Below are 20,844 nucleotides of genomic sequence, written 5' to 3' on the forward strand. Positions count from 1 at the left end.
GTCAGGAGGACGGCGTGGGTGACGGCGTGGGGGACGGCCCCGGGGTGGCGGTCGGGACGCCGGTCCCGTTGCTGCCGCTCGGCGAGTTCGTCGGCCCCGACGTGGTCGGCGTCGGCGCGTGGCCCGGGGTGGGGGTCGGCGTGGGGTCGGCCGCCGCCTGCTCCCGCTCCTCGCGCTCGGACCGGAGGTCGATGGCCTCCTGGTCGTCGTAGCCGTCCTCCTCCGCGCGGTCGTCGTGCGCCTGCACCTGCTGCGTGGGGGTGGGCGCGACGCAGACGTTCGCCGGGGTCGTCGTCACCGTGGGGGTCGGGTCGTAGCCGTCCTGGTAGGTGCCGTAGTCGTCCGGGTCCTCGCCCATGCGGCGGAGCATGACCCGGCGCTGGGCCTCGGCGCGCGCGGCGTCCTGCTGCGCGCGGGCGGCCCGCCGCGCGATGGAGTCCTGGCCCGGGGCGGGGGTGAACGCGGCGTCGACGCCGTCCATCAGCACCTGCTGCTCGGAGTCGCCCTCGCGGTAGTTCTGGGCCACGGTGATGCCCGCGTAGCCGAGCGCCGTCAGCCCCTGCGCGGTGTCCTGCACGAACCTGAGGGAGGCCTCGGCCAGGCTGCCGTACCGGGAGCGGGCCAGCGCCGCCTCGGGGAACCCGCTGCCGCCGATGTTGGCCGACATCAGGCCGGTCATCGAGCTGCTGAGACCGGAGGTCAGGTCCTGCGACTGCTCCGCCGTCTGCTTGCCGAAGTCCGAGATCTTGTCCGGCCGGGCGAACGTGCCCTCGCTCATGTCGTCTCCCGATGCTCGTCGTGGTGGCTGCACCCTCGTCGCGCGACGGGAAGGGTACCGGTCCGGCCCGGTCCGCCGCTCGCGCGCGGACCGCCCGGGGTCACAGCTCCGGCGGCAGCCAGGCCAGCTGGACCAGCTCGGTACCGCGCCGGCGGGTGACCAGCCAGCCGCGTCCCGGGGGCTGCGGACCGGGCTTGACCGCGCCGACGAGCGCGCCCTCGCCCTTGTCGCCGTCCATGACGATGCCGGGGGTGGCCAGCTCGCGCAGCCGCAGCAGCACCGGCTCGAACAGCGCCCGGTTCGCCCCGCCGCTGCGCCGGGTGAGCACCAGGTGCAGCCCGATGTCGCGGCCCTGGGCGAGGAACTCCAGCAGCGGTGCCAGCGGGTTGGGGCTGGCCGCGGCGACCAGGTCGTAGTCGTCGACCACCAGGTACAGCTCGGGTCCGTCCCACCAGCTGCGGTCGCGCAGCTGCGCCGGGGTGACGTCGGGCCCGGGCAGCCGGCCCTGCATCACCTGGGCCACCTCGGCGACCATCTCGCGGGCCGTCGGGGCCGACGTGGCGTAGCCGATGCTGTGCTCCTCGCTGACCGCGCCGAGCAGGCTGCGCCGGAAGTCGACGGTCAGCACCCGGACGTCGTAGGGCGTCCACTGGTCGGTGACCCGGCGGACGAAGGACCGCAGGAAGGTGCTCTTGCCGCACTCGGCGTCGCCGAACACCACCAGGTGCGGCTCGCTCTGCATGTCCAGGTGCACCGTGGACAGGTCGCTCTCGGTGATGCCGACGGCGATGCCGCGGTTGGGGTCGGCCAGCAGCTGGCCGTGCTCGACCAGGGCCGGCAGCAGGCGGACGCCGGGGGCGACCGGGCCGTGCCAGCGGGTCTTGACGGCGTCCACCAGCCCGGCCACGCCGTCGGCGAGGTCCTCGGTGCCCTGCTCGCCGTCGATGCGGGGCAGCGCGGTGAGCACGTGCAGCTTGTCGGCGGTGATGCCGCGGCCGGGCGTCTCGGCCGGCACGTTGACCGCGGTCCGGCGGTCCAGCAGGGAGTCACCGGGGTCGCCCAGCCGCAGCTCCACCCGGGTGCCGAACAGGTCGCGGATCGCCGGGCGCAGGTCCAGCCAGCGACCGGCCGACACCACCACGTGGATGCCGTAGGACAACCCGCGACCGGCCAGGTCGGTCACCGCGGCCTCGATGTCCTCGAAGTCGTTGCGCACGGTCAGCCAGCCGTCGACGACGAGGAACACGTCCCCGTAGGCGTCGTCGGCGACCTGGCCGGAGCGCAGCCGCCGCCGGTAGGTGGCCATGCCGTCGACGCCCAGCTGGGCGAAGGCCAGCTCCCGCCGGGCCAGCAGGGTCTGCAGCTCGGCGACCGTGCGCCGCACCTGGTCGGCGTCGCTGCGGGCCGACACGCTGCCCACGTGCGGCAGCTCGCGCAGCCCGGCCAGCGTGCCGCCGCCGAAGTCCAGGCCGTAGACCTGCACCTCGCGCGGGGTGTGGGTCAGCGCCAGGGAGGCCACCAGGCTGCGCAGCGCGGTGCTCTTGCCCGACTGCGGGCCGCCGACGACGGCCACGTGGCCGCCGGCCCCGGACAGGTCGAGCACCAGGGGGTCGCGGCGCTGGTCGGCGGGCTTGTCGACGACGCCGACGGCGACCCGCAGCCCGCCCCACAGGTCGGGGGCGTCGACGGTCATGCCCCGGTCGGGGTGCTCGACGAGCGGGGGGAGCAGCTGGTCCAGCGTCGGCGGCTCGGCCAGCGGCGGCAGCCAGACCTGGTGGGCCGGGGTGCCGCGGCCCTCCATCCGGTCGACCAGCACGTCGAGCAGGCTCTCCCCGACCGCGGTGCCCTCGTCGGCGGCCGCCTCGGCCTCGCCCTCCGCAGGGGTGACCGGCACCGGCGGCGCGAGGTACTGGGTGTCGTAGGTGTGCACCACCGGCCCGGCGGCGGCACCGACCTCCCGGCGCTCGGTGGGGCGCTTGTGCACGCCGCTGACGTAGGCGGCGCGGAAGCGCTCGAGCGGGTCGGTGCCGTACTTCATGAACCCGTGGCCCGGGGCGCGCGGCAGCTCGAAGGCGTCGGGGGCGGCCAGCACGACCCGGCTCTCCATGGCCGAGTTGGTGCGCAGCCCGATCCGGTAGGACAGGTGCGTGTCCAGGCCGCGCAACCGGCCCTCCTCGAGCCGCTGGCTGGCCAGCAGCAGGTGCACGCCCAGCGAGCGGCCGACCCGGCCGATCTGCACGAACAGGTCGATGAAGTCGGGCTTGGCGCTGAGCAGCTCGCTGAACTCGTCGCAGATGATCAGCAGGGTCGGCACGGGGGGCAGGGGCACCCCGGAGGTGCGGGCGCGCTCGTAGTCCCGCAGCGAGCTGTAGTTCCCGGCCGAGCGCAGCAGCTCCTGGCGGCGCAGCAGCTCGCCGTTGATGGCGTCGACCATGCGGTCGACCAGCGGCAGCTCGTCGGCGAGGTTGGTGATGACGGCGCTGGTGTGCGGCAGCCGGTCGAGCTTGGTGAAGGTCGCGCCGCCCTTGAAGTCGACGAGCACGAAGTTCAGCGTCTCGCTGTCGTGGGTGACCGCCAGGGCGAGCACCAGGGTGCGCAGCAGCTCGGACTTGCCGGCGCCGGTGGCCCCGACCAGCAGCCCGTGCGGGCCCATGCCGTCCTGCGCGGACTCCTTGAGGTCCAGCTCCACCGGGGCGCCGTCCGGCCCGACGCCGATCGGCACCCGCAGCCGGTCGCGGTTGGGGCGGGGGGCCCACCCCTGCTCCACGTCGTAGCCGTAGGGGTCGGCGATGTCGAGCAGGTCGGCCAGCCCGGTGGCGGTGGTCAGGGCGGCGTCGCCGCCGCGGCTGCCGGCGGAGAGCCGGAAGGGGGCCAGCTGGCGGGCCAGGGACTCCGCGAGCGGGCCGGCCAGCTCGTCGGCCCGGCCGATCTCGGCGGTGCCGTCGGTGGTGCGGCTGCGCAGCGTGCCGTCGTCGTCGACCTCCAGCACCAGGGTGCCGCGGTCCAGCAGCCGGGGCGGCGGGGTGCTCAGGTCCAGCACGGTGACGCCCTCGACGCCGCCGTCGGTCATCAGGTGGCTCGAGCCGGCGACCTCGCCGCCGTCGAGGACGACGACGACGTGCGGGCCGGGGACCGGCACGCCCGACCCGCTGGGGTCGAACCGGGGCCGGACGGCGAGGAAGTCGTCGAGCAGGGCCTCCAGCGCCGGCACCGTGGGGGAGACCAGCCGCAGCCGGCCCAGGGCGTCGGTGCGCTCGGGGTGCTGGCCGTGCGGGAGCCACTTGGTCCACTCCCACCCGGCCCGCTCCTCGGTGCCGGCGGCGACGGCGACCAGCAGGTCGTCGGGGCTGTGGTGCACCGCGAGCTGGGCGACGACGGCCCGGGCCAGCGACCGGCGGCGCGCCGGCGGACCCAGCACGTGCACCCGGCCGAAGCCGTTGACCGCCATCGCGACCGGGAGCTCGGGCACCACGGAGTAGGTGAGGACGAACCGGCGCAGGGCGCTGGCGCACAGCGGCTCGAGCTCGTCCAGCGGCCGGGTCTGCGGCGGCACCACGGGGGTGGCCAGGGCCTGCGGGCCGCGGCCGATGCGCACCACGCCGAAGTCGGCGTGCTCCCGGCGGCGTTCCCAGAGCCGGTGGCTGGCGGCGGTGACCCACAGCTGGTCGGGCTCGGGGTGCCGGTAGAGCATCGCCTCGCGCTGGGCCTGCGCGGTGCGCCGCACGCTGCGGCGCTGCAGCGCCAGGTGCCGCATGTAGGCCCGGCGGTCCTCGGCCAGCTGCCGCTTGGCGGAGCCGCCGGAGTTCATCAGCCCCATGGCGACCATGCCCAGGGCGGAGACGCCGAGCAGGCCGCCGGCGACGTAGCCCAGCGGGCCCCCGCGCCCCTGGGTGAACAGCAGCGCCATCGCCCCGGCGCCGGCCAGCATCGGCAGCATCATGAGGACCTGGCCCCAGCGCCGGCCCTCGGTGGGGATCTCCGGGGGAGGGTCGAGCACCACCTCGCCGCTGGGCAGCTCGGGGGCCTCGCGCCGGGGCTGACGGCGGAGCACGACGGTGCTCATCGGTTCCTCCTGACCGCGAGAGTGATCCGTATCGTATGGGCCGGCCGGGGAAGCGGGCCGCTGGACCGACGACGGACGGGTGGTGCGATGTGACGCGGTCCCTCGGCGGTGGACTGGCGCGGGTGACGGTGGCCTCGCCGCAGCGCCGGGTGGACGTGGCGCTGCCCGACGCCGTCCCGGTGGCCGAGCTGCTGCCCGCCCTGCTGCGCAACGCCGGCGAGGGCCTGGCCGACGACGGCCAGGAGCACGGTGGCTGGGTGCTGCGCCGGGTCGACGGCCAGCTGGTCGACCCGGCGCGCTCGCTGGCCGCCCAGGAGCTGCGCGACGGCGAGGTGCTGCACCTGGTGGCCCGCCAGGACGACTGGCCGGAGCTGGACTACGACGACGTCGTCGACGCCATCGCCGGGTCGGCACGGGCCACCAGCCCGGACTGGGGTCCGGCCGCCACCCGCCGCACCGGGGTGGGCGTCGCGTGCGCCGCCCTGCTGCTGGCCCTGGGCCTGGCCGTGACGGGCCCCGACCACGCCCTCGCCGGGGTCGCCGCGCTCTGCCTGGCCGTCGTGGCGCTGGCCGGCGGCGTGGTGCTGGCCCGGCTGGCCTCCGACGCCGAGGCGGGGACGGCGCTGGCCGTGGTGGCGATGGTCTCGGCCGCCGCCGGCGGGGGCCTGGTGGGCCTGGGCGAGCAGCCGCTGTCGGCGCTGGGCCCGGCGCAGGTGCTCACCGCCGCGGTCGCGCTGGTGCTGGTCTCGCTGGTCGGCGTGGTGGGCGTGGCCGGGCGCACCCAGTACCCGGTCGGCGGCGTGGTCGTCGGCGTGCTCGGCACGGTGGCGGCGCTGCTGGCGCGCGCCGGGTCGGTCGACGGGGTGGACGCGGCCGCCGTCGTGGCGGTCCTGGTCGTCGTGCTGGCCCCGCTGGCCCCGCTGCTCTCGCTCCGGCTGGGCAAGCTGCCGGTGCCGGCCCTGCCCGCCACGACGGAGGACCTGCTCGCCGACCCGCCGCCGGTCGGGCGGGCCCGGGTCGAGGCCCGCGTGCGGCGCACCGACGAGCTGCTGACCGGCATGCTCGGCGGTGGCGCGGCCGCCGCCGTGCTCGCCACCCCGGTGCTGCTGACCAGCGGCCGTACCTCGGCGCTGTGGCTGGTCGGCCTGGTGGCGGCGGTCTCCCTGCTGCGGGCCCGCTTCTTCCCCGCCGCCCGGCACCGCCTCCCGCTGCTGCTGGGCGGCCTCCTGCCCGCGCTGGCCCTCGGGGTCGCCGCGGCCGCGCTGCCCGGGCCCTGGGTGCTGGCCGGTGCCGTGCCCGCGCTGGTCGTCGTGGCCGGGCTCGCGGTGGCGGCCGGGCTGGTGTTCCGGCACCGCGCGCCCGGCCCCTACCTCGGCCGGGTCGCCGACGTGCTCGACGTCGTCCTGGTGCTGGCCGTGGTGCCGGTGGCCTGCGCGGTGCTCGGGCTGTACGGCTACGTCCGCGGCCTCTACGGCTGACCGGGGTCGTCCGTGGCGAGCAGGCGGGACCTCTACCAGAGCTACCAGTTCCTGGTGAAGCGCGTCGTCTCCGGCGTCGTGCTGCGCGAGACCGACCCCGCGCAGAGCCCGCTGCGCCGGATGGGCGGGGCGGTGTTCGGCAGCGTCATGGTCGCGGTCCTCGCGCTGGCCGTCGCGGGGATCGTCGGCGTGGTGTCGCCCGGGGGGAACGACCGCTGGAAGGACCAGCCGGCGGTCATCGTGATGGAGGAGACCGGGGCGCGGTTCGTCTGGCTCCCCGACCAGGCCGACGTCTACCACCTGCACCCGGTCGGCAACTTCGTCTCCGCCGCGCTGCTGGCCGGGACCTCCGACGTCGTCGAGGTCTCCCGCGCCTCGCTGGCCGGCGCCCCCCGCGGGCAGGCCCTGGGCATCGACGGCGCCCCCGACGCCGTCCCCGACCCGGACCAGCTGGTCGGCGCGCCCTGGACGCTGTGCGCCGTGCCGGTCGACCTGGCCAGCGGGGAGCAGGTGACCCGCACCGCGCTGGTCGTCGGGGGGACCGCCGACGGCGGGCGGGACGTCGGCGACGCGGGCTTCCTGGCCCGCGACGTCGACCGGGGCACGCTGCACTACGTCTGGGACGGCGTGCAGTACCCCGTCCCCGACGAGGGCGCGGTGCTGCAGGGGCTCACCCTCGGCGACGAGGTCCAGGTCCAGGTCGGGACGGCGTGGCTGTCGGGCCTGCCGGAGGGCGCCCCGCTGGCGCCGCAGCCGGTGGCCGGCCGCGGGCAGCCCTCCACCGCGCTGCCGGGTGCGGTCACCGGCCAGGTGGTGGTGGTGCAGTCGGAGTCGGGCGGGCAGCTGTACTACCAGGTCGCCACCGACCGGCTGGTCGGCATCAGCCGGGTGCAGGCCGACCTGCTGCTCGCCGACCCGACGCTGTCGGCGCTGGCGTACGGGGGCGCGCCGCCCACGGCGCTGCCGGTCAGCCCGGCGCAGACCAACGGCGCGACCCTGGTGCCGCTGCCCGAGCGCGGCCCGGTCGACCTGCCGGACGAGCAGCCGCCCACCCTGCCCGTGACCTCGGCGACCGAGACGGTGTGCGCGGCCTTCGACGGAGTGGGCCAGCGGCCGGCCGTCGCGCTCGGTGCCGACGTCGACGCGTCCGGCGCCGCGCTCAGCGAGCAGCGGACCGCCGACGGCACGGTGCTGGCCGACGCGGTCGTCGTCCCGGCCGGTGGCGGTGCACTGGTGCGGGCGCAGGAGTCGGACTCCGCGGCCGACGGCTCGTTGTTCCTCGTGACCGACCAGGGCCGCGCCTACCGGGTCCCCGACGCGGCCGTCGCGGGGGTGCTCGGGTACGCCGGCGTGACCCCGGTGGCCCTGCCGGCCGCGCTGGTCGCCCGGGTCCCGGCCGGGCCGCCGCTGAGCCCTGACCTGGCCCGGGGCGCCGGCTGAGGGTCCACCCCGGGCTGTGGACAACGGTTCGCACGCTGCGGATCTGTCCAGTACCGTTCGCCGTGCTCACCGACGCCCCGCCGGCGTCACCACGATCCGACCCGGTCGAGACACCCGGCCGATCTGGAGGGATGAGGAACAGATGGCAGATGGAACAGGTGCCAGCCCGGAGCAGATGGCGACCTTCGCCCGGTCGGCCACGGACGCCTCGGAGCAGCTCAACGCGCTCTTCCGCACCCTGAACAACCAGCTCGCGACCCTCGAGTCGCAGTCGCGCGGCCAGTTCGCGACCGCCTTCGCCCAGGTGAAGAACACGGTCAACACCGAGAGCGCCAACATGAACGCGGCCCTGGGTGCGATCGCGCAGTCCGTCGGCCAGGCCGGTGCCAACTACACCCGCAGCGACGAGGAGATGCGCGGCCAGATGACCAGCGTCGAGAACGTCACCACGGGCATCACCAGCGGCCTCGTCCGCTGACCCGACGCATCGAGAAGAGGGAGCAGACATGAGCGGTGGCGAGTACCAGGTCAGCTGGTTGCTGCAGAACGAGGCCGCGGGCTTCGTCAACGGCGCCTCCTCCGGCCTCGACTCCTCGTTGAGCGAGGTCAACAACCAGGTGAACTCCCTGATGAGCACCTGGACCAGCGACGCGCAGGTCGCCTACGGGGCCCGCCAGGCGCAGTGGAACTCGGCGGCCGACCGGATCAAGGAGGCGCTGATCTCCTTCCAGACGGCGCTGGCCTCCTCGGCCGAGACCTCCCAGTCCACCGAGCAGACCAACGTGGGCATCGTCTCCGGCTGAGCCGGCACCTGCCCGACGGCCGCTCCCCGTTCGCGGGGGGCGGCCGTCCTGCGTCCGGGTCAGGGCGCCGGCGGGGTCCGGAACAGCGCCTCGCCGGGGACGAACTCCGGGTCGCGCTCGACGCGGCGGGGCGGCGGCAGCGCACCGGACCGCCAGCGGCGCCGGCGGAGGCGCGGGACGAGCACGGCGACGAGGACGACGGCCGCTGCGGCACCCAGCAGCGCCAGCGACCAGCGCACCGCGGTCGCGCCCGCGCGGTCGGCCACCTCGGCCCGGGCCTCGGCGGCGCGGTCGACCGGCGGCGGGCGGTAGTCCGGCAGGGCGACGGGGCCCCCGGGAACCAGCGGTTCGGTGACCGCGCGGGCCGGCGACAGCTCGCCGGCCCCGTAGCCGGCCACGCCGGCGGCCGGTGTCGCCGTCCCCGCCAGCTGGGCGGCGACCGCTGCGCTCCGGTCCGCGCCCTGCGGCAGGGCGACGGCGGGGGAGCTGACCAGCACCGCGGCGGTCGCCGCGACGAACGCCGCCGCGAACGCGGTGCCGCTGTAGACGGCCTGGGCGGTCGACCCGGCCCCGACCACGTCGGTGCCCGGCGCCACCACGTCGACGTACCCACCGATCTGGGAGCCCCGGGAGCGCTGGCCGTCACGGTCCACCGCGCCGACGCCGACCACGCCGTCGTAGGCAGCGGGGTACGGGGTCAGCGACGCCGGGTCGGGGACGTCCCCGTCCTCCTCGTCGTGGCCGTCGCCGACCGGGGCGACCACCACGACCCCGGCCGCCAGCGCGTCCGACACCGCCGCGGCCAGCACCGGGGCGTCGCCGTAGACCACCGTGCCCACCAGCACGACCTGCGCCCCCGAGGCGACCGCGTACCCGATGCCGGCGGCCAGCCGGGCGGGGTCGACGGGGTCCGCACCCGGGTCGGTCGCCGGCTGGTCGGTGACCTGGACGGGGAGGACCGTGCTGTCCGGTGCCAGGCCGCGCAGGCCGATGCCGATCTGCTGCCGGGCCGCGACCAGGCTGGCCAGGGCGGTGCCGTGGGTGGTGCAGTCGACGTCGGCCGGGCCGGACCGCACCAGGTCGGCGCCGGGCAGCACGGCCCCGGCCAGCTGGGGGTGGGCGGCGGAGACGCCGGTGTCCAGCACCGCGACCGTCGTCCCCGCGCCGGTGCCGAACGGCCACACCTGCGCCGGCGGGTCGTAGCGCAGCTGCGGCCAGGGCACGTCCTGGATGACCGCGGACGCCGGGAGCGCGGAGTCGCAGACCTGGGCCGCGGCGGCGGGGGAGGCGGTGGCGACGACGGCGGGGCCGGCAGCGAGGGCCAGCGCGGTCAGCGCGGCCGCCCAGCGGGCAGGTGGTCGCCGCACGCGTGCCCCTCCCGGTCGTCGCGGGCGGTCCACCGCGGGGTGCGGGAACCGGCTGGGCCAGTATCGTCGGTGCACGTCCCGTCCGGGTGCCGGGCCCGCCGGCACCTCCGCCCCGTCCGTCGAGGAGGCCGCGTGGAGCCCACGACGTCCGACACCACGGCCCTGCGGGCCTACGCGGAGCAGCTGCAGCGGCAGTTCGAGACGATGGTGACCGAGGCGCCGGCCGTGATGGCCCGGGCCAAGGCCGTGCAGGTCACCGAGAAGTCCCGGGACGGCCTGGTCACGGTCACGGTGGGCCCGCGGGGCGACCTGGTCCGGCTGGACCTGGACCCGCGCATCTACCGCCGTCCCGACTCCCGGGAGCTGGCCGACACCATCACCGCGACGGTGCAGAAGGCGGTCTCCGCGGCCCGGGAGGCCGTCGTCGAGACGTTCTCGGCGATCGTGCCGCCGGAGCAGATGCGCGCGACGCTCGACGGCGACCTGGACACGATCATCGGCGACCTGGACCGACGGACACGAGGAGCCTGACCATGAGCACGCCGAACAGCGGCAACAGCGTCTCGATCGACCCGGCCCAGGCGGAGAAGGGCCTCGCCGAGTGGGACACCGCCGAGGGCGCGCTGACCCGGTCGGTCGGCGACCGGCTGGCGGCGATCCGGGGCATGGAGGCGGCCAAGCCGTGGGGCGGTGACTCCGGCGGGCAGGCCTTCGAGGGCGAGGGCAGGTACCCCGAGAACTCCGCCGCCGTGGCCGCGGCGATGCACCAGGTCACCGGTCAGATCGGCGAGCAGGGCCGCGGTGCCCGGACGGCGGTGACGCGGTCGCTGGCCTCCGACGCCGAGCAGGCAGCGCAGGTGGCACCGGTCGAGGGCCAGGTCTCGGGCGCCGGGACGCCGGGCAGCTGAGACGCGCCGCGGGCCGGCCGCGGCGTGGGACAGTGCTCGCGCGCCCCGGCGGCGCCGAGGGACGCGACCAGGTGCGGGGGGTGACGTGAGCTCCGGCGACGTCACCCCTGCCTGGGAGGTGGGCGACCAGCCCGACTGGTTCGTCGACCTGGTCTCGATGGTCGTGTCCGGTCAGAGCTGGCCCGACGGCAGCGAGACCGCGGTGTGGGCGATCAGCGAGGAGTGGTCGGCGCTCGCCCAGGAGCTGGCCGACGCCTCCAGCGGGCTCACCGACGCCACGGGCAGCCTGATGGCGGGCTGGAGCGCGCCCGCCGCCGACGTCTTCCAGGACCTGGCCACCCAGCTGGTGGCCTCACCGCAGTCGGGCATCCCGGCGTTGGTCGAGAACGCCACGGCGATGGCGCGGCAGACCGACGGCTTCGCCCGCGAGACCCAGTTCGGCAAGATCTCGGTCAACGTCGCCTTCTGGGTGGCGGTGATCGCGGCCTTCATCGCGCTGCTGGCCATGTTCTTCACCGGCGGGGCCACCGGTGGGCTCCTCGGCCCGATCGCGGCGACCGCGCGGACGGCGATCGGCCAGATCATCCAGAAGATCGCCGCCGCGGTGGCCCGCCAGTTCGCGACCAAGGCGATCACCCGGGCGGCGGCGCGGGAGGTCGCCACCGAGGTCACCGAGACCGTCGCCCGGGGCGCCGTCTCGCGGGTGCTCGCCAACCACGTCGTGCAGCACGTCGGTCGCGAGGTCGTCGAGGAGACCCTCGAGGAGGTGCTGATCGACTCCGTCTCCCAGGCGATCCAGATGGGGATGGGCACCCGGGACGACTGGAACTGGAACAGCACCGCCACCGCGGCCGCCGGCGGTGCCTTCGGCGGGGCGCTCGGCGGCGGGGTGGTGGGTCCGCTGCTCGGCCGGGCCGGGCGCAACCTGCCGCTGAACCGGATGGGCCGCGACGCGGTCGGCGACCTGCCCGGGCTGGGCAACGCCGTCCGGCGGTGGCCGTCCAACGCCGCCAACGCCGCGGCCAACAACGTCATCACCTCGCCGGTCGCGAGCACCGTGACCAACGGCCTGGTCAACGGCCAGTGGTCGTGGCCGTCGGGGGAGAGCTACCTCGGCGCCGCGCTGGGCGGCGCCGGCCGGGCGGGCACCATCAGCCCGACCAGCGTGGAGGTCATCTCCGCCGTCACCCGGCCCACGCACGCCCTGGGCAACGCGGTGCTGGACCAGGGCGCGGCCGCCGTCGCCCGCGGCGACCTGGCCCAGGGCCGGCTGGACGCCGCGGCCGCGTCGTCGAACGCCGGGGCCACGTCGAACGCCCCGGTCTCGTCGGGAACCCTCGGCGGTGCGCCCGCGGGTGCACAGGGTGCGGCGGGCCAGCCGGGTGGGACGTCGTCGCAGGGCGGGGCCTCGGCGCAGGGCGGGGCCTCGGCGCAGTCCGCGGGCGGGCAGGCATCGGGTGCGCAGAGCTCGGCTCCGCAGGGCGGCGCCTCGTCGCAGTCCGCGGCCAGCCAATCCGGTTCGACGTCTCAGCCGTCGTCGGGCAGCCAGCAGGGGGCGTCGACGCAGCAGGGCGGCGGCAACCAGTCGACGACGACGTCCCAGCAGGGTGCGACGTCGCAGCAGACCTCGCCGTCCCAGGCGTCGGGCACCCAGCAGACGTCGGGCACCCAGCAGGGCACCTCGACCCAGCAGGGGCTGTCGACGCAGCAGGGCGCCGGCAACCAGTCGACGGCGACGTCCCAGCCCGGTGCGACGTCGCAGCAGACGTCGCCGTCCCAGGCGTCGGGCACCCAGCAGGCGACGGGCACCCAGCAGGGCACCTCGACCCAGCAGGGGCTGTCGACGCAGCAGGGCGCCGGCAACCAGTCGACGGCGACGTCCCAGCCCGGTGCGACGTCGCAGCAGACGTCGCCGTCCCAGGCGTCGGGCACCCAGCAGGCGACGGGCACCCAGCAGGGCACCTCGACCCAGCAGGGGCTGTCGACGCAGCAGGGCGCCGGCAACCAGTCGACGGCGACGTCCCAGCCCGGTGCGACGTCGCAGCAGACGTCGCCGTCCCAGGCGTCGGGCACCCAGCAGGCGACGGGCACCCAGCAGGGCACCTCGACCCAGCAGGGCACCTCGAGCCAGCAGGGCACCTCGAGCCAGCAGGGCACCTCGAGCCAGCAGGGCACCTTGAGCCAGCAGGGCGCCGGCAACCAGTCGACGTCTCAGACCGGTTCGACGTCGCAGCAGACGTCGCCGTCCCAGACGTCGGGCACCCAGCACACGACGGGCACCCAGCAAGCGACGAACACCCAGCAGGGCACCTCGACCCAGCAGGGCACCGGCAACCAGGCGGCGACGCAGCAGGCGTCGGCCAATCAGCAGGGACCAGGCGCCCAGCAGTCGTCACGGTCGCAGCAGCACTCGGGTTCGACGACGCAGTCGGCGCCGACGCAGGCGAACACCACGACGACGGACACCACGTCGACCGGCCCCGCGACCACCGGCCCCGCGACCACCGGCCCCGCGACCACCGGCACCGCGACCACCGGCACCGCGCCCACCGGGACCGCGACGACCGGGACCGCGGCACCGGCCACGCCGGACGGCCACGCGGTCGCGTACAGCCAGGCCGTCGTCGCCGACCTCACGGAGAGGTTGAACAGCGGTCTGCCGGCGTCGGAGCAGCTGAGCCGCGCGGACGTCGAAACTTTTCTTCGCCAGCGCGCCGCGCACCACGGTGGCCTGCACACCGACGCCTCTGCGGGGCTGCTCACCGGCAGCCCCTCGACCACCCTCGCATCGCCGGGCAGCGACGCCTCCCCGACGACCGACGCGGCGCCCGGCAGCACGGACCAGGTGGACGAAGTCCCGTCCACGGCCGCCTCCCCGACCCCGTCGACGGGCACCACGCCCGGCGACGTCGCACCGGGACCGCCCGGTCCACCGCCCACCGGCGGGCCGGTGCGGAGCGACAGGGGGAACCCGCCCGCCGGACCGGCCGACCAGCAGACCTCGGCGGACCAGCAGACGCCGACCGTCGACGTCCAGGCCGGAGGTGCCGTCCGACCGCGCTCGGACCTGCAGGCGGAGATCTGGGCGGAGTCGGCCTACGACACGATCCGGGCGGACACCTCCGACGTCGCCGACATCGTGCGGGCCACCGCCGGGGTGGAGCGGGGCGGCGGCCGCACGGGGTTCACGACGGAGGAGGTCGCCCGGGTCAAGCAGCACGTCTTCGAGGCCGAGCACCGCCTGGGCGTCTACGACGACGACGGGGACCTCGTCCCGGACGCCTACGAGATGGGTCGGTTCGCCCCCGACCCGGACATGGCCGAGACGTGGATGAGGCTCACCAGCTTGTCGGACCCGCGCGACGTCGAGCTCCTGCTGCACGAGCTGGCAGAGGCCGACCACATGGCCAGGAACCCGACGGCCACCTACCCCGAGGCCCACGCGGACGCCGAGGCCAAGCACCCCTGGTACCGCAACCGCCGCGAGGCCACCTACGAGAACACCGACACCTGGAGTGCACGCGATGGCGCTGCTGCTGCGCTACAAGCTGGAGACCCGGACGCCGTCGGCGGTGACCTACCGGTGGGGGAGCGACCAGGACGAGCTGCCCTGGACGGTCACGCTGGACCCCAGCGACCCCGGAGCACCGTCGACGGGGGACGGGGACCCGAGGACGCGCGGGAAGGTGGCCGGCCGGGTCGCCCTGCGGGCGATGCGGGAGGGCGACTGGCCGTCGGGGGGCGCGATCCAGAGCTGACGCCCGACGCACCGACGGACGGGACCGGGGGCGGACGACCTGCACCCGGTGCGCCGGCCGGTCCTGACCCCGAGGCCCCACAGCCGCCGGTCAACGCGGGACCGGACGGGCAGGTGGAGCTCGCCGGCGGCGCCCGGGTCACGCCGTCCTACGCGCTCGCCTCGCTGGACCTGCCGCCGTCCTTCGACCGCGACCTGGCGTCCTACCTGCCGCCCGGGGTCACCCCCGAGGCCTACGACACCCTGCGGACCACCCCGGTGGCCTCGCTGGACGCCGACCAGCGGGCGGTGCTGCGCGCGGTCCGCGACGCCGTCGTGCTCACCGACGGGGACCTGGTGCAGCGCGCGCTCACCGGGGAGCACCTGCGCAACTACCTCGCGAACACCCAGGTGGTCGTCGACGGCCGGGTGCTCTTCGACCCCGCGGGCGCCAAGGGCTTCACCACCCGGCTGTCCGACGTGCAGGACCTGCGCACCCCGGCCGAGGTCGTCGACGGACTCCAGCTCGAGTACGACGACCCCGGCTACGTCGAGCGCAACGGCCGGCCGCCCTACGCCCCCGACGACTCCGCGACCCCGGTGCTCCGGTTCCCGGTCGAGTCCGCGGGCCCGCTGCACGTGCCCTACTCGCCCGAGCTCGGGGGGCGCGACCGGTGGGACGCGCCGTTCACCGGCAACGGCCTGACCGCCAGCCCCGACGTGCGGGTGCCCGAGTTCCTCGCCGACGACTTCCTGCCGCTCCCCGACGGCGCCGAGATCTACGCGGTCGGCGCCGACGGCCGGGAGACGCTGCTCGCCGTCCACGAGGACGGGCAGTGGTTCCCGACGCCCGAGGGAGCCCGCTTCCAGCAGACCAGCACGACCCCCACGACGGAGGACGCCGATGCCCGAGGAACCGACCCGGCCGGACGGCCTGTACGCGGACTGGCAGGGCCGCACGTGGGAGGCCGCGACGACGGGCCGGCCGCCGGGCTCGGTGAAGGTGTTCGCCGAGACCCAGGAGGACCCGGGGTTCAGCCCGACGCTGACGGGCCGGTGGGCCCGGGTGCTCCCGCGCACCGAGGTGGTCCTGTACCGGCTGGCGACGTACGCGCGGTGGCGGGGGGCGCCGTTCCGGGTGGAGGGCGAGGCCCCGTCGGGGGACCTGCGACTGGGGTACCTGGGCCGGAGCGAGCCCGAAGCGGTGTCCCTGGGGCTGACCAAGGCCGGGCCGGGGGTCTACGTGGGGACGGCGCCCCGGTCGGAGCTGACCGACCTGGAGCAGCGCCGGACGGACCTGACGGACCCCTCGACGGCCTGACCGCGGGGGAGGACGTCGTCCGGTCGGCGCTCGGTGCGGGACCCGGTGCCGGGGTCGAGCCGCTCGGTCGGTTCGCCGGCCACGACGTCGTCCGGGTGGCCGGGGCGCTGGCCGTGGTCGGGCCGGCCGGGGCCCTCGACCCGGACACGGCGCTGGGCCAGGTGGCCGCCGCGCTGGCGGCCGACCCGGACCAGCGGCCGACCGCCGCGGCGCTGGCGGACGGCCTGCGCACGGGCACGGTGCGGTACCTGCAGGCGACCGGTGCACCGAACGGGACGACGGACCTCGTCGAGCGGCCGACGACCCCGACCTGGGAGTCGGGGCAGGACGAGACCGGCGTGCCCCGCGACGTCGTGGAGCGGGGGCGCTACACCGCCCCCGGCACCGACGTCGGGACCGCGCTCCGCGCGGCGCACCGGGCAGCGCAGGGGGACCCCGCCGCCTGGGTGCCGGCCGTCAACCCCCACCTGGGCGAGCACCCGCCCGGGGCCACCGGGGCCGAGCAGTGGGCGAACAACTGCGGCGACTGCGCCCGCCGGGTCGCCGACGCCGTCCAGGGGTTGGCGGTGCGGCCGGCGTCGGGCGACCCGCAGCTGGGCGAGTACGCCGAGATGTGGGCGTGGACGGGGGACCGGCCCGCGGCGCAGGCGGTGGCCCCCGCGCCCCCGGTCGACCCGGACGGCCGGCCGGCGGTCGACGACACCAGCGACTTCACCGCCCGCACCTGGGCCGACCTGGGCCGCGCGCTGGACGGCGCCCCGGTCGGCACGGTGGCCGTCGTGGGCGTCGACTGGCACGTGCCCGGCCTGCCCCGCGGGCACGCCGGTGGGCACTGGTTCAACGCCGTGGTCACCGACCGCGGCGTGCTGTGGGTGGACGGCCAGGACGGGACGGTGGCCGGGTGGCCGCCGTCCTACCCGAACGCGATCTGGCGCGGCGAAGCAGTGGTGCGGCGGCCCGGGGCCGCCTGGGAGGGAGTGGACCTTGGCGCAGGACGGGACACCGGGCACACCGGAGGGAGCGGTCGCGGCGGTGCTCCGCCGGACGGGGGTCGACGACCAGGCGACGGAGGGCAGCTGGGCGGCCAGCCCGTTCCGGGACGCCTGGCTGGTGACCCGGCCGACGACGCGGCGCGGGGCCCCGCTGTTCCTGGTGCGGGGCGACCTGGTGCGACCGGTGCACCTCGCCCGGGAGACCCTGGACCAGGCCTGGGAGCGGATGCAGCAGACCTGAGCGACCCGGCCCGGGCGGGAGCCGTCGGCCCGGCGGCGACCGCTCGACCGGCGGACGTCGCGGTCCGCGCCGACGAGCTGGTGCGGCTGGCCGAGCAGGTCACCTCGCCCGACCGCGGGGTGCGGCGGCGGGCCGCCGCCGCGGCCGCGGAGCTGCTCCCGCTGCTGGGCCTCGACGAGGGCCGGTACGCCGCCGACGGCACCCGCACCGGCGGGTCCCCGGACGTCGAGGCCACCGTCGCCGCCCTGCCCGCCGACGCACGCACCGCCGTCGCCGTCCTCGCACTGGCCGCCGACCCGGCCCTGCTGCCCAGCGGCCTGCCCGGCCTCGGCGCCGCCGTGGTCAAGGTGGGGCTCGGCGGGGTCACCGCAGCGGTGGCCACGGGCGGCACCGCGGTCGCCGTGGGGCTCGCCACGGGAGACGCCGGGCGGGTGGTCACCGCCGGCATCAGCGCCGCGGCCGCCGTGCTGGGCCAGGTCGCGGCCGCCCGCGCCGACCGCCGGCTGGCCCGGCTGGCCGAGCTGGTGCGCGCGGTGGACGACGTGCGCCGCGGGCTGCCCCCCGACGCCGTCGCCGTCCACGACCGGGCCGTCGCCGACGCACTGCGCCGGGCGGGTGCCGACCGCGCCACCGCCGACGCCGCCCTCGACGCGCTGGCCGACGTCGCCGGCCGGTCCGTGCCTGCGCGACCCGTGGCCGCCGTCGCCGGTGCGCTGCGCCAGCGGCTGGCCGGCATCTCCCCGCCGACTGGTCCCGGGCGGGCCGCGCGCGTGGGCACCGACCCCGACCGGGCCGCCCAGCTCGACGTCCCCGGGGCGACCACCCCGGCGTTGCGGGCCTGGGCGGGCAAGGCGTTCACCGGCCCGCTCGTCGTGGCCACCGTCGCCGGGGTCGGGTTCGCCGTGGCCGCGGGGCTCGGCGCGGTCGCGGTCAGCGCCGTCACCGTCGGGTCTCTGGTCGCCGCGGTGGCCGCGGCCGGGGTGACCACGGCTGTCGAGCACGCCCAGGCGCGGCACAAGGCCGGTCTGGAGGCGGGCCGCGCCGCGGTCGAGGAGGCCCGTCGGCGGGCCCGCGCGGTGGCCGAGGACGCCGCCCGGGCCGCCGCCGACGACCGGGACGGGGCCCGGGTGGCCGCGGAGACCCGGGCGGCCGACCGCCTCGCCCGTCGGCTGGACGCGCTCCTCGCCGACGTCGCGGCCGGGGCCCGGCCCACCACGCCGCCGACCACCACCGACCCGACGAGCACCGACCCGACGAGCACCGACCCGACGAGCACCGACCCGACGACGGGTGCCGGCGACCAGCTGGCCCCCGGCCCCCGCACCGGGCCGCTGGACTCGGCCGACCTCAGCGCGGCCGACCGCGCCCGGGTCGCCGACCTGCAGGCGGCGGTCGACGCGGCGGAGGCCTCGCGGGGCCGTGCCCGCACCGCGGCCGTGGCCCGGGCCCGCGCCCTGGCCGTCGACCTCGGGCTGGCGAGCCCGCCGACGACCGGCGCGGACCCCGACGCCCTGGGCTGGCCGCACCGGCGAGCCGCCCTGGAACCCGGCCTGCAGCTGCAGCTGGCCGCCCTCGACGAGCTGCCCAGCGCGGTGCCCGGCCCCCGCTGGGCCCTCGCCAAGGGGCTGGCCGGGTCGCTGCTGCCGTCGGTGGCCGCTGCCGTCCTGGGCGCAGCCACCCTCGGCGTCGCCCCGGCGGTCGGGCTGGCGGTCGGCCCGGTCGCGCTGGCGGTGAGCGCCGCCCTGGCCGAGCGGGCGAGCGCGGTCGGCAAGCAGGCCGGCAAACGACCCGGCAGCCTGTGGTCCCCGGCGGCCGCCGCCGCCCTCGACGCCGCCCGGGCGCAGCGGGCAGCCGCGGCCGACGCCGCGGCGACGGACCTGGCGCGGCAGGTCGCGGAGAACGAGCGACGGCAGGCCGCGCTGGCGGAGCTGGCCGAGCAGCGCGCACCCCGACCGGCCCGGCGGCGCCGGACCGCGACCGCGCCGCCGCCCCCCACCGCTGCCGCGGTCGTCGACCCGGTCGGCGGGCCGCGAACGCCGTCGGCCCCCGCGCCGACGACGGCGCCCGCGCGGACCACCCCGGCCGGGAAGCCGCAGCTGGGGGCGGCACTGGCCCGGGTCGCGGGTCCGGTCACCGTGGTCGTCGGCGGCGCCGCGACGGTGCTCGCCGTGACCACCCCGCTGAACCCGCTCGACGCCCTGTCGCCCACGGCGTGGCAGGCCCTGTCCGCCCCCGTGGTCCCGGTGGCGGCCGCGGCGGCCGGCGCGGCCACCGCCGCCGTCGCGGCGCTGGCCGCGGCCGCCGGCGAGGTGGTCGCCGGGCGGTCGGCGTTCGACCGCGAGGCCGCCCGCGCGCGGGCCGCCGATGCCCGGCGGACCCGCTGGACGCGGATCGCCGACGCCGCCGACCGGGCGGCGGAGGCCGCGGAGGTCCGGGCCCGCGCCGACCTCGACGCCGCCCGCGCCGACCTCGCGGACGCCCGCGCCGAGCTGGACGCGCGGGCCGTGCGGGCCCACCGGCCCGGCCTGCTGCAGCGGCTGCTGGACCGCGCCGCGGCCGTGGTCGCCGCCGTGGAGGCCGCGCTGGGCCGGCTCCCCGACCACCCGGACCGCACCGGTCCGGCGGACGCCACGCCGGTGGACACCACGCCGCTGGACACCACGCCGCTGGACGAGGCGGTGCTGGCCCGACGGGTCGAGGTGCTCGAGCTCGTGTCTCCACCCGAGCGGGCCGCCCGGGTGCAGGAGGTGGTGGCCGAGGCCCGCCGGCTCGGCCTGCTGGACCCCGGCCCGGACGCCGCCCGCCGGCGCACCGCACTGCCCGCCGCGCTGGCCGCGGTGTCGGCGGCCCTGGTCGGCACGACGGCGGTCCCCGGTGCCCTCGAGGGCGAGCAGTTCTGGCGCTGGGTGCGCACCATCAGCAACGCGACCGGCTGGTGGCCCGAGGAGGGCTGCCCGTGCCCACCCGGCGCGCTGTGCCGCTGCCCCGACCCGGTAGCTCCCCGTTCCCCGGCCGCCCCCGAGCCGGCCGCCACGCACCCGTCGACTGGGACCCGCCCGCCGGCCGGGGCGCGCCCGACGGCAGAGGCCCGCCCGAGCCCTCCGCCGGCGCCGCGCCCGGCCCGGCCGCCGCTGCCCTACGCCCCGCCGCCCACCGCCGCCCCGGCCCCGGCGCCCGCCCCGGCCCCGGCGCGGGCCCCGGCGCCCGCCCCGGCCTCGGCGGCCGCGGCTCTCCCCGCGGACGTACCGGCCCCGGTCGTCGACGTCGAGGTCTGGTCGGGCGGCGTGGGCCGCACGCTCGCCGCCGTGGTCACCGTCCTCGCGCCCGGCGGCGCCTCGGTCGACCTGCTGGTGCGCTGGGTCGACCCCGGGCGCGGCGGCCGGCCGGTGCTGGTGCTGTCCGAGGTGCCGGGCGGGTCGTTCTGGTGGGGCGTCCCCGCCGCGGTGGTGCAGGCCGCCGCGCAGGCCGTGGCGGCGCTGCAGCCCGACCCGGCCCAGCTCGACGACGCCGTCGTCCTCGGCGAGCGGGGCGGCCCGGAGCCCGGCCTCGCCGAGCTGCCCGTGGCGCTGGGCGGCGGGCCGGCGCGGCTGGTCCCCGGCCGCGGTCCCCGTCAGCTGCCGGCCGGCGAGGCAGCCGCGGCCACCGCGGCGTTGCGGCTGCGCCCGGTGCCCGACCTGCTGGGCCGGCTGCGCCAGGTGCTGGCCCGCCGCTGACCGG

General features: G+C 77.6%; 10 protein-coding genes. 7 read left to right on the forward strand and 3 right to left on the reverse strand.

Annotation, left to right across the window (positions count from 1 at the left end; translation table 11 throughout):
• Nucleotide 1: 1 nt before the first annotated feature.
• A complete protein-coding gene (locus BLT39_RS06625; RefSeq protein ID WP_091060790.1) occupies nt 2–778 on the reverse strand; it encodes a hypothetical protein in 777 nt (258 codons plus the stop codon).
• Nucleotides 779–878: 100 nt separating this feature from the next.
• Entirely contained in the window at nt 879–4,841 is a 3,963-nt protein-coding gene (eccCa, locus tag BLT39_RS06630) for a type VII secretion protein EccCa (RefSeq protein ID WP_091060793.1), read from the reverse strand.
• Between the two features lie 122 nt (nt 4,842–4,963).
• Between eccCa and eccD the strand changes: the two genes are divergently transcribed.
• The 4 genes from eccD (at nt 4,964) to BLT39_RS06650 (ending at nt 8,562) form a co-directional block, all read left to right on the forward strand.
• Nucleotides 4,964–6,319, forward strand: a complete 1,356-nt coding sequence (gene eccD, locus BLT39_RS06635) for a type VII secretion integral membrane protein EccD (protein ID WP_207507671.1) — start codon at nt 4,964–4,966, stop codon at nt 6,317–6,319.
• Between the two features lie 12 nt (nt 6,320–6,331).
• Entirely contained in the window at nt 6,332–7,759 is a 1,428-nt protein-coding gene (gene eccB, locus BLT39_RS06640; protein ID WP_091060800.1) for a type VII secretion protein EccB, read from the forward strand.
• A 175-nt stretch (nt 7,760–7,934) separates the two neighbouring features.
• The gene (locus BLT39_RS06645; RefSeq protein ID WP_165640178.1) at nt 7,935–8,237 is read left to right on the forward strand and encodes a WXG100 family type VII secretion target; all 303 of its coding nucleotides are present in this window, start codon (nt 7,935–7,937) and stop codon (nt 8,235–8,237) included.
• Between the two features lie 28 nt (nt 8,238–8,265).
• Entirely contained in the window at nt 8,266–8,562 is a 297-nt protein-coding gene (locus BLT39_RS06650; RefSeq protein ID WP_091060807.1) for a WXG100 family type VII secretion target, read from the forward strand.
• 59 nt (nt 8,563–8,621) lie between these two features.
• Here the strand turns inward: BLT39_RS06650 and BLT39_RS06655 are convergent, their stop codons facing one another.
• Nucleotides 8,622–9,929 carry a S8 family serine peptidase gene (locus tag BLT39_RS06655; protein WP_165640179.1) on the reverse strand — a complete coding sequence of 436 codons (1,308 nt, stop codon included), beginning with the start codon at nt 9,927–9,929 and terminating at the stop codon, nt 8,622–8,624.
• Nucleotides 9,930–10,061: 132 nt separating this feature from the next.
• Here BLT39_RS06655 and BLT39_RS06660 point away from each other — a divergent pair, with 132 nt between their 5' ends.
• From BLT39_RS06660 to BLT39_RS06670, 3 genes are all read left to right on the forward strand, one after another.
• Nucleotides 10,062–10,460 carry a YbaB/EbfC family nucleoid-associated protein gene (locus BLT39_RS06660; protein WP_207507672.1) on the forward strand — a complete coding sequence of 133 codons (399 nt, stop codon included), beginning with the start codon at nt 10,062–10,064 and terminating at the stop codon, nt 10,458–10,460.
• A gap of 2 nt (nt 10,461–10,462) precedes the next feature.
• Complete coding sequence (locus BLT39_RS06665) at nt 10,463–10,837, forward strand: hypothetical protein (protein WP_091060813.1); 375 nt, start codon at nt 10,463–10,465, stop codon at nt 10,835–10,837.
• A gap of 85 nt (nt 10,838–10,922) precedes the next feature.
• Complete coding sequence (locus tag BLT39_RS06670; protein ID WP_091060816.1) at nt 10,923–20,840, forward strand: WXG100-like domain-containing protein; 9,918 nt, start codon at nt 10,923–10,925, stop codon at nt 20,838–20,840.
• Nucleotides 20,841–20,844: the final 4 nt, after the last annotated feature.

The sequence above is a fragment of the Klenkia brasiliensis genome, assembly GCF_900100695.1.
GTDB classification, from domain to species: domain Bacteria; phylum Actinomycetota; class Actinomycetes; order Mycobacteriales; family Geodermatophilaceae; genus Klenkia; species Klenkia brasiliensis.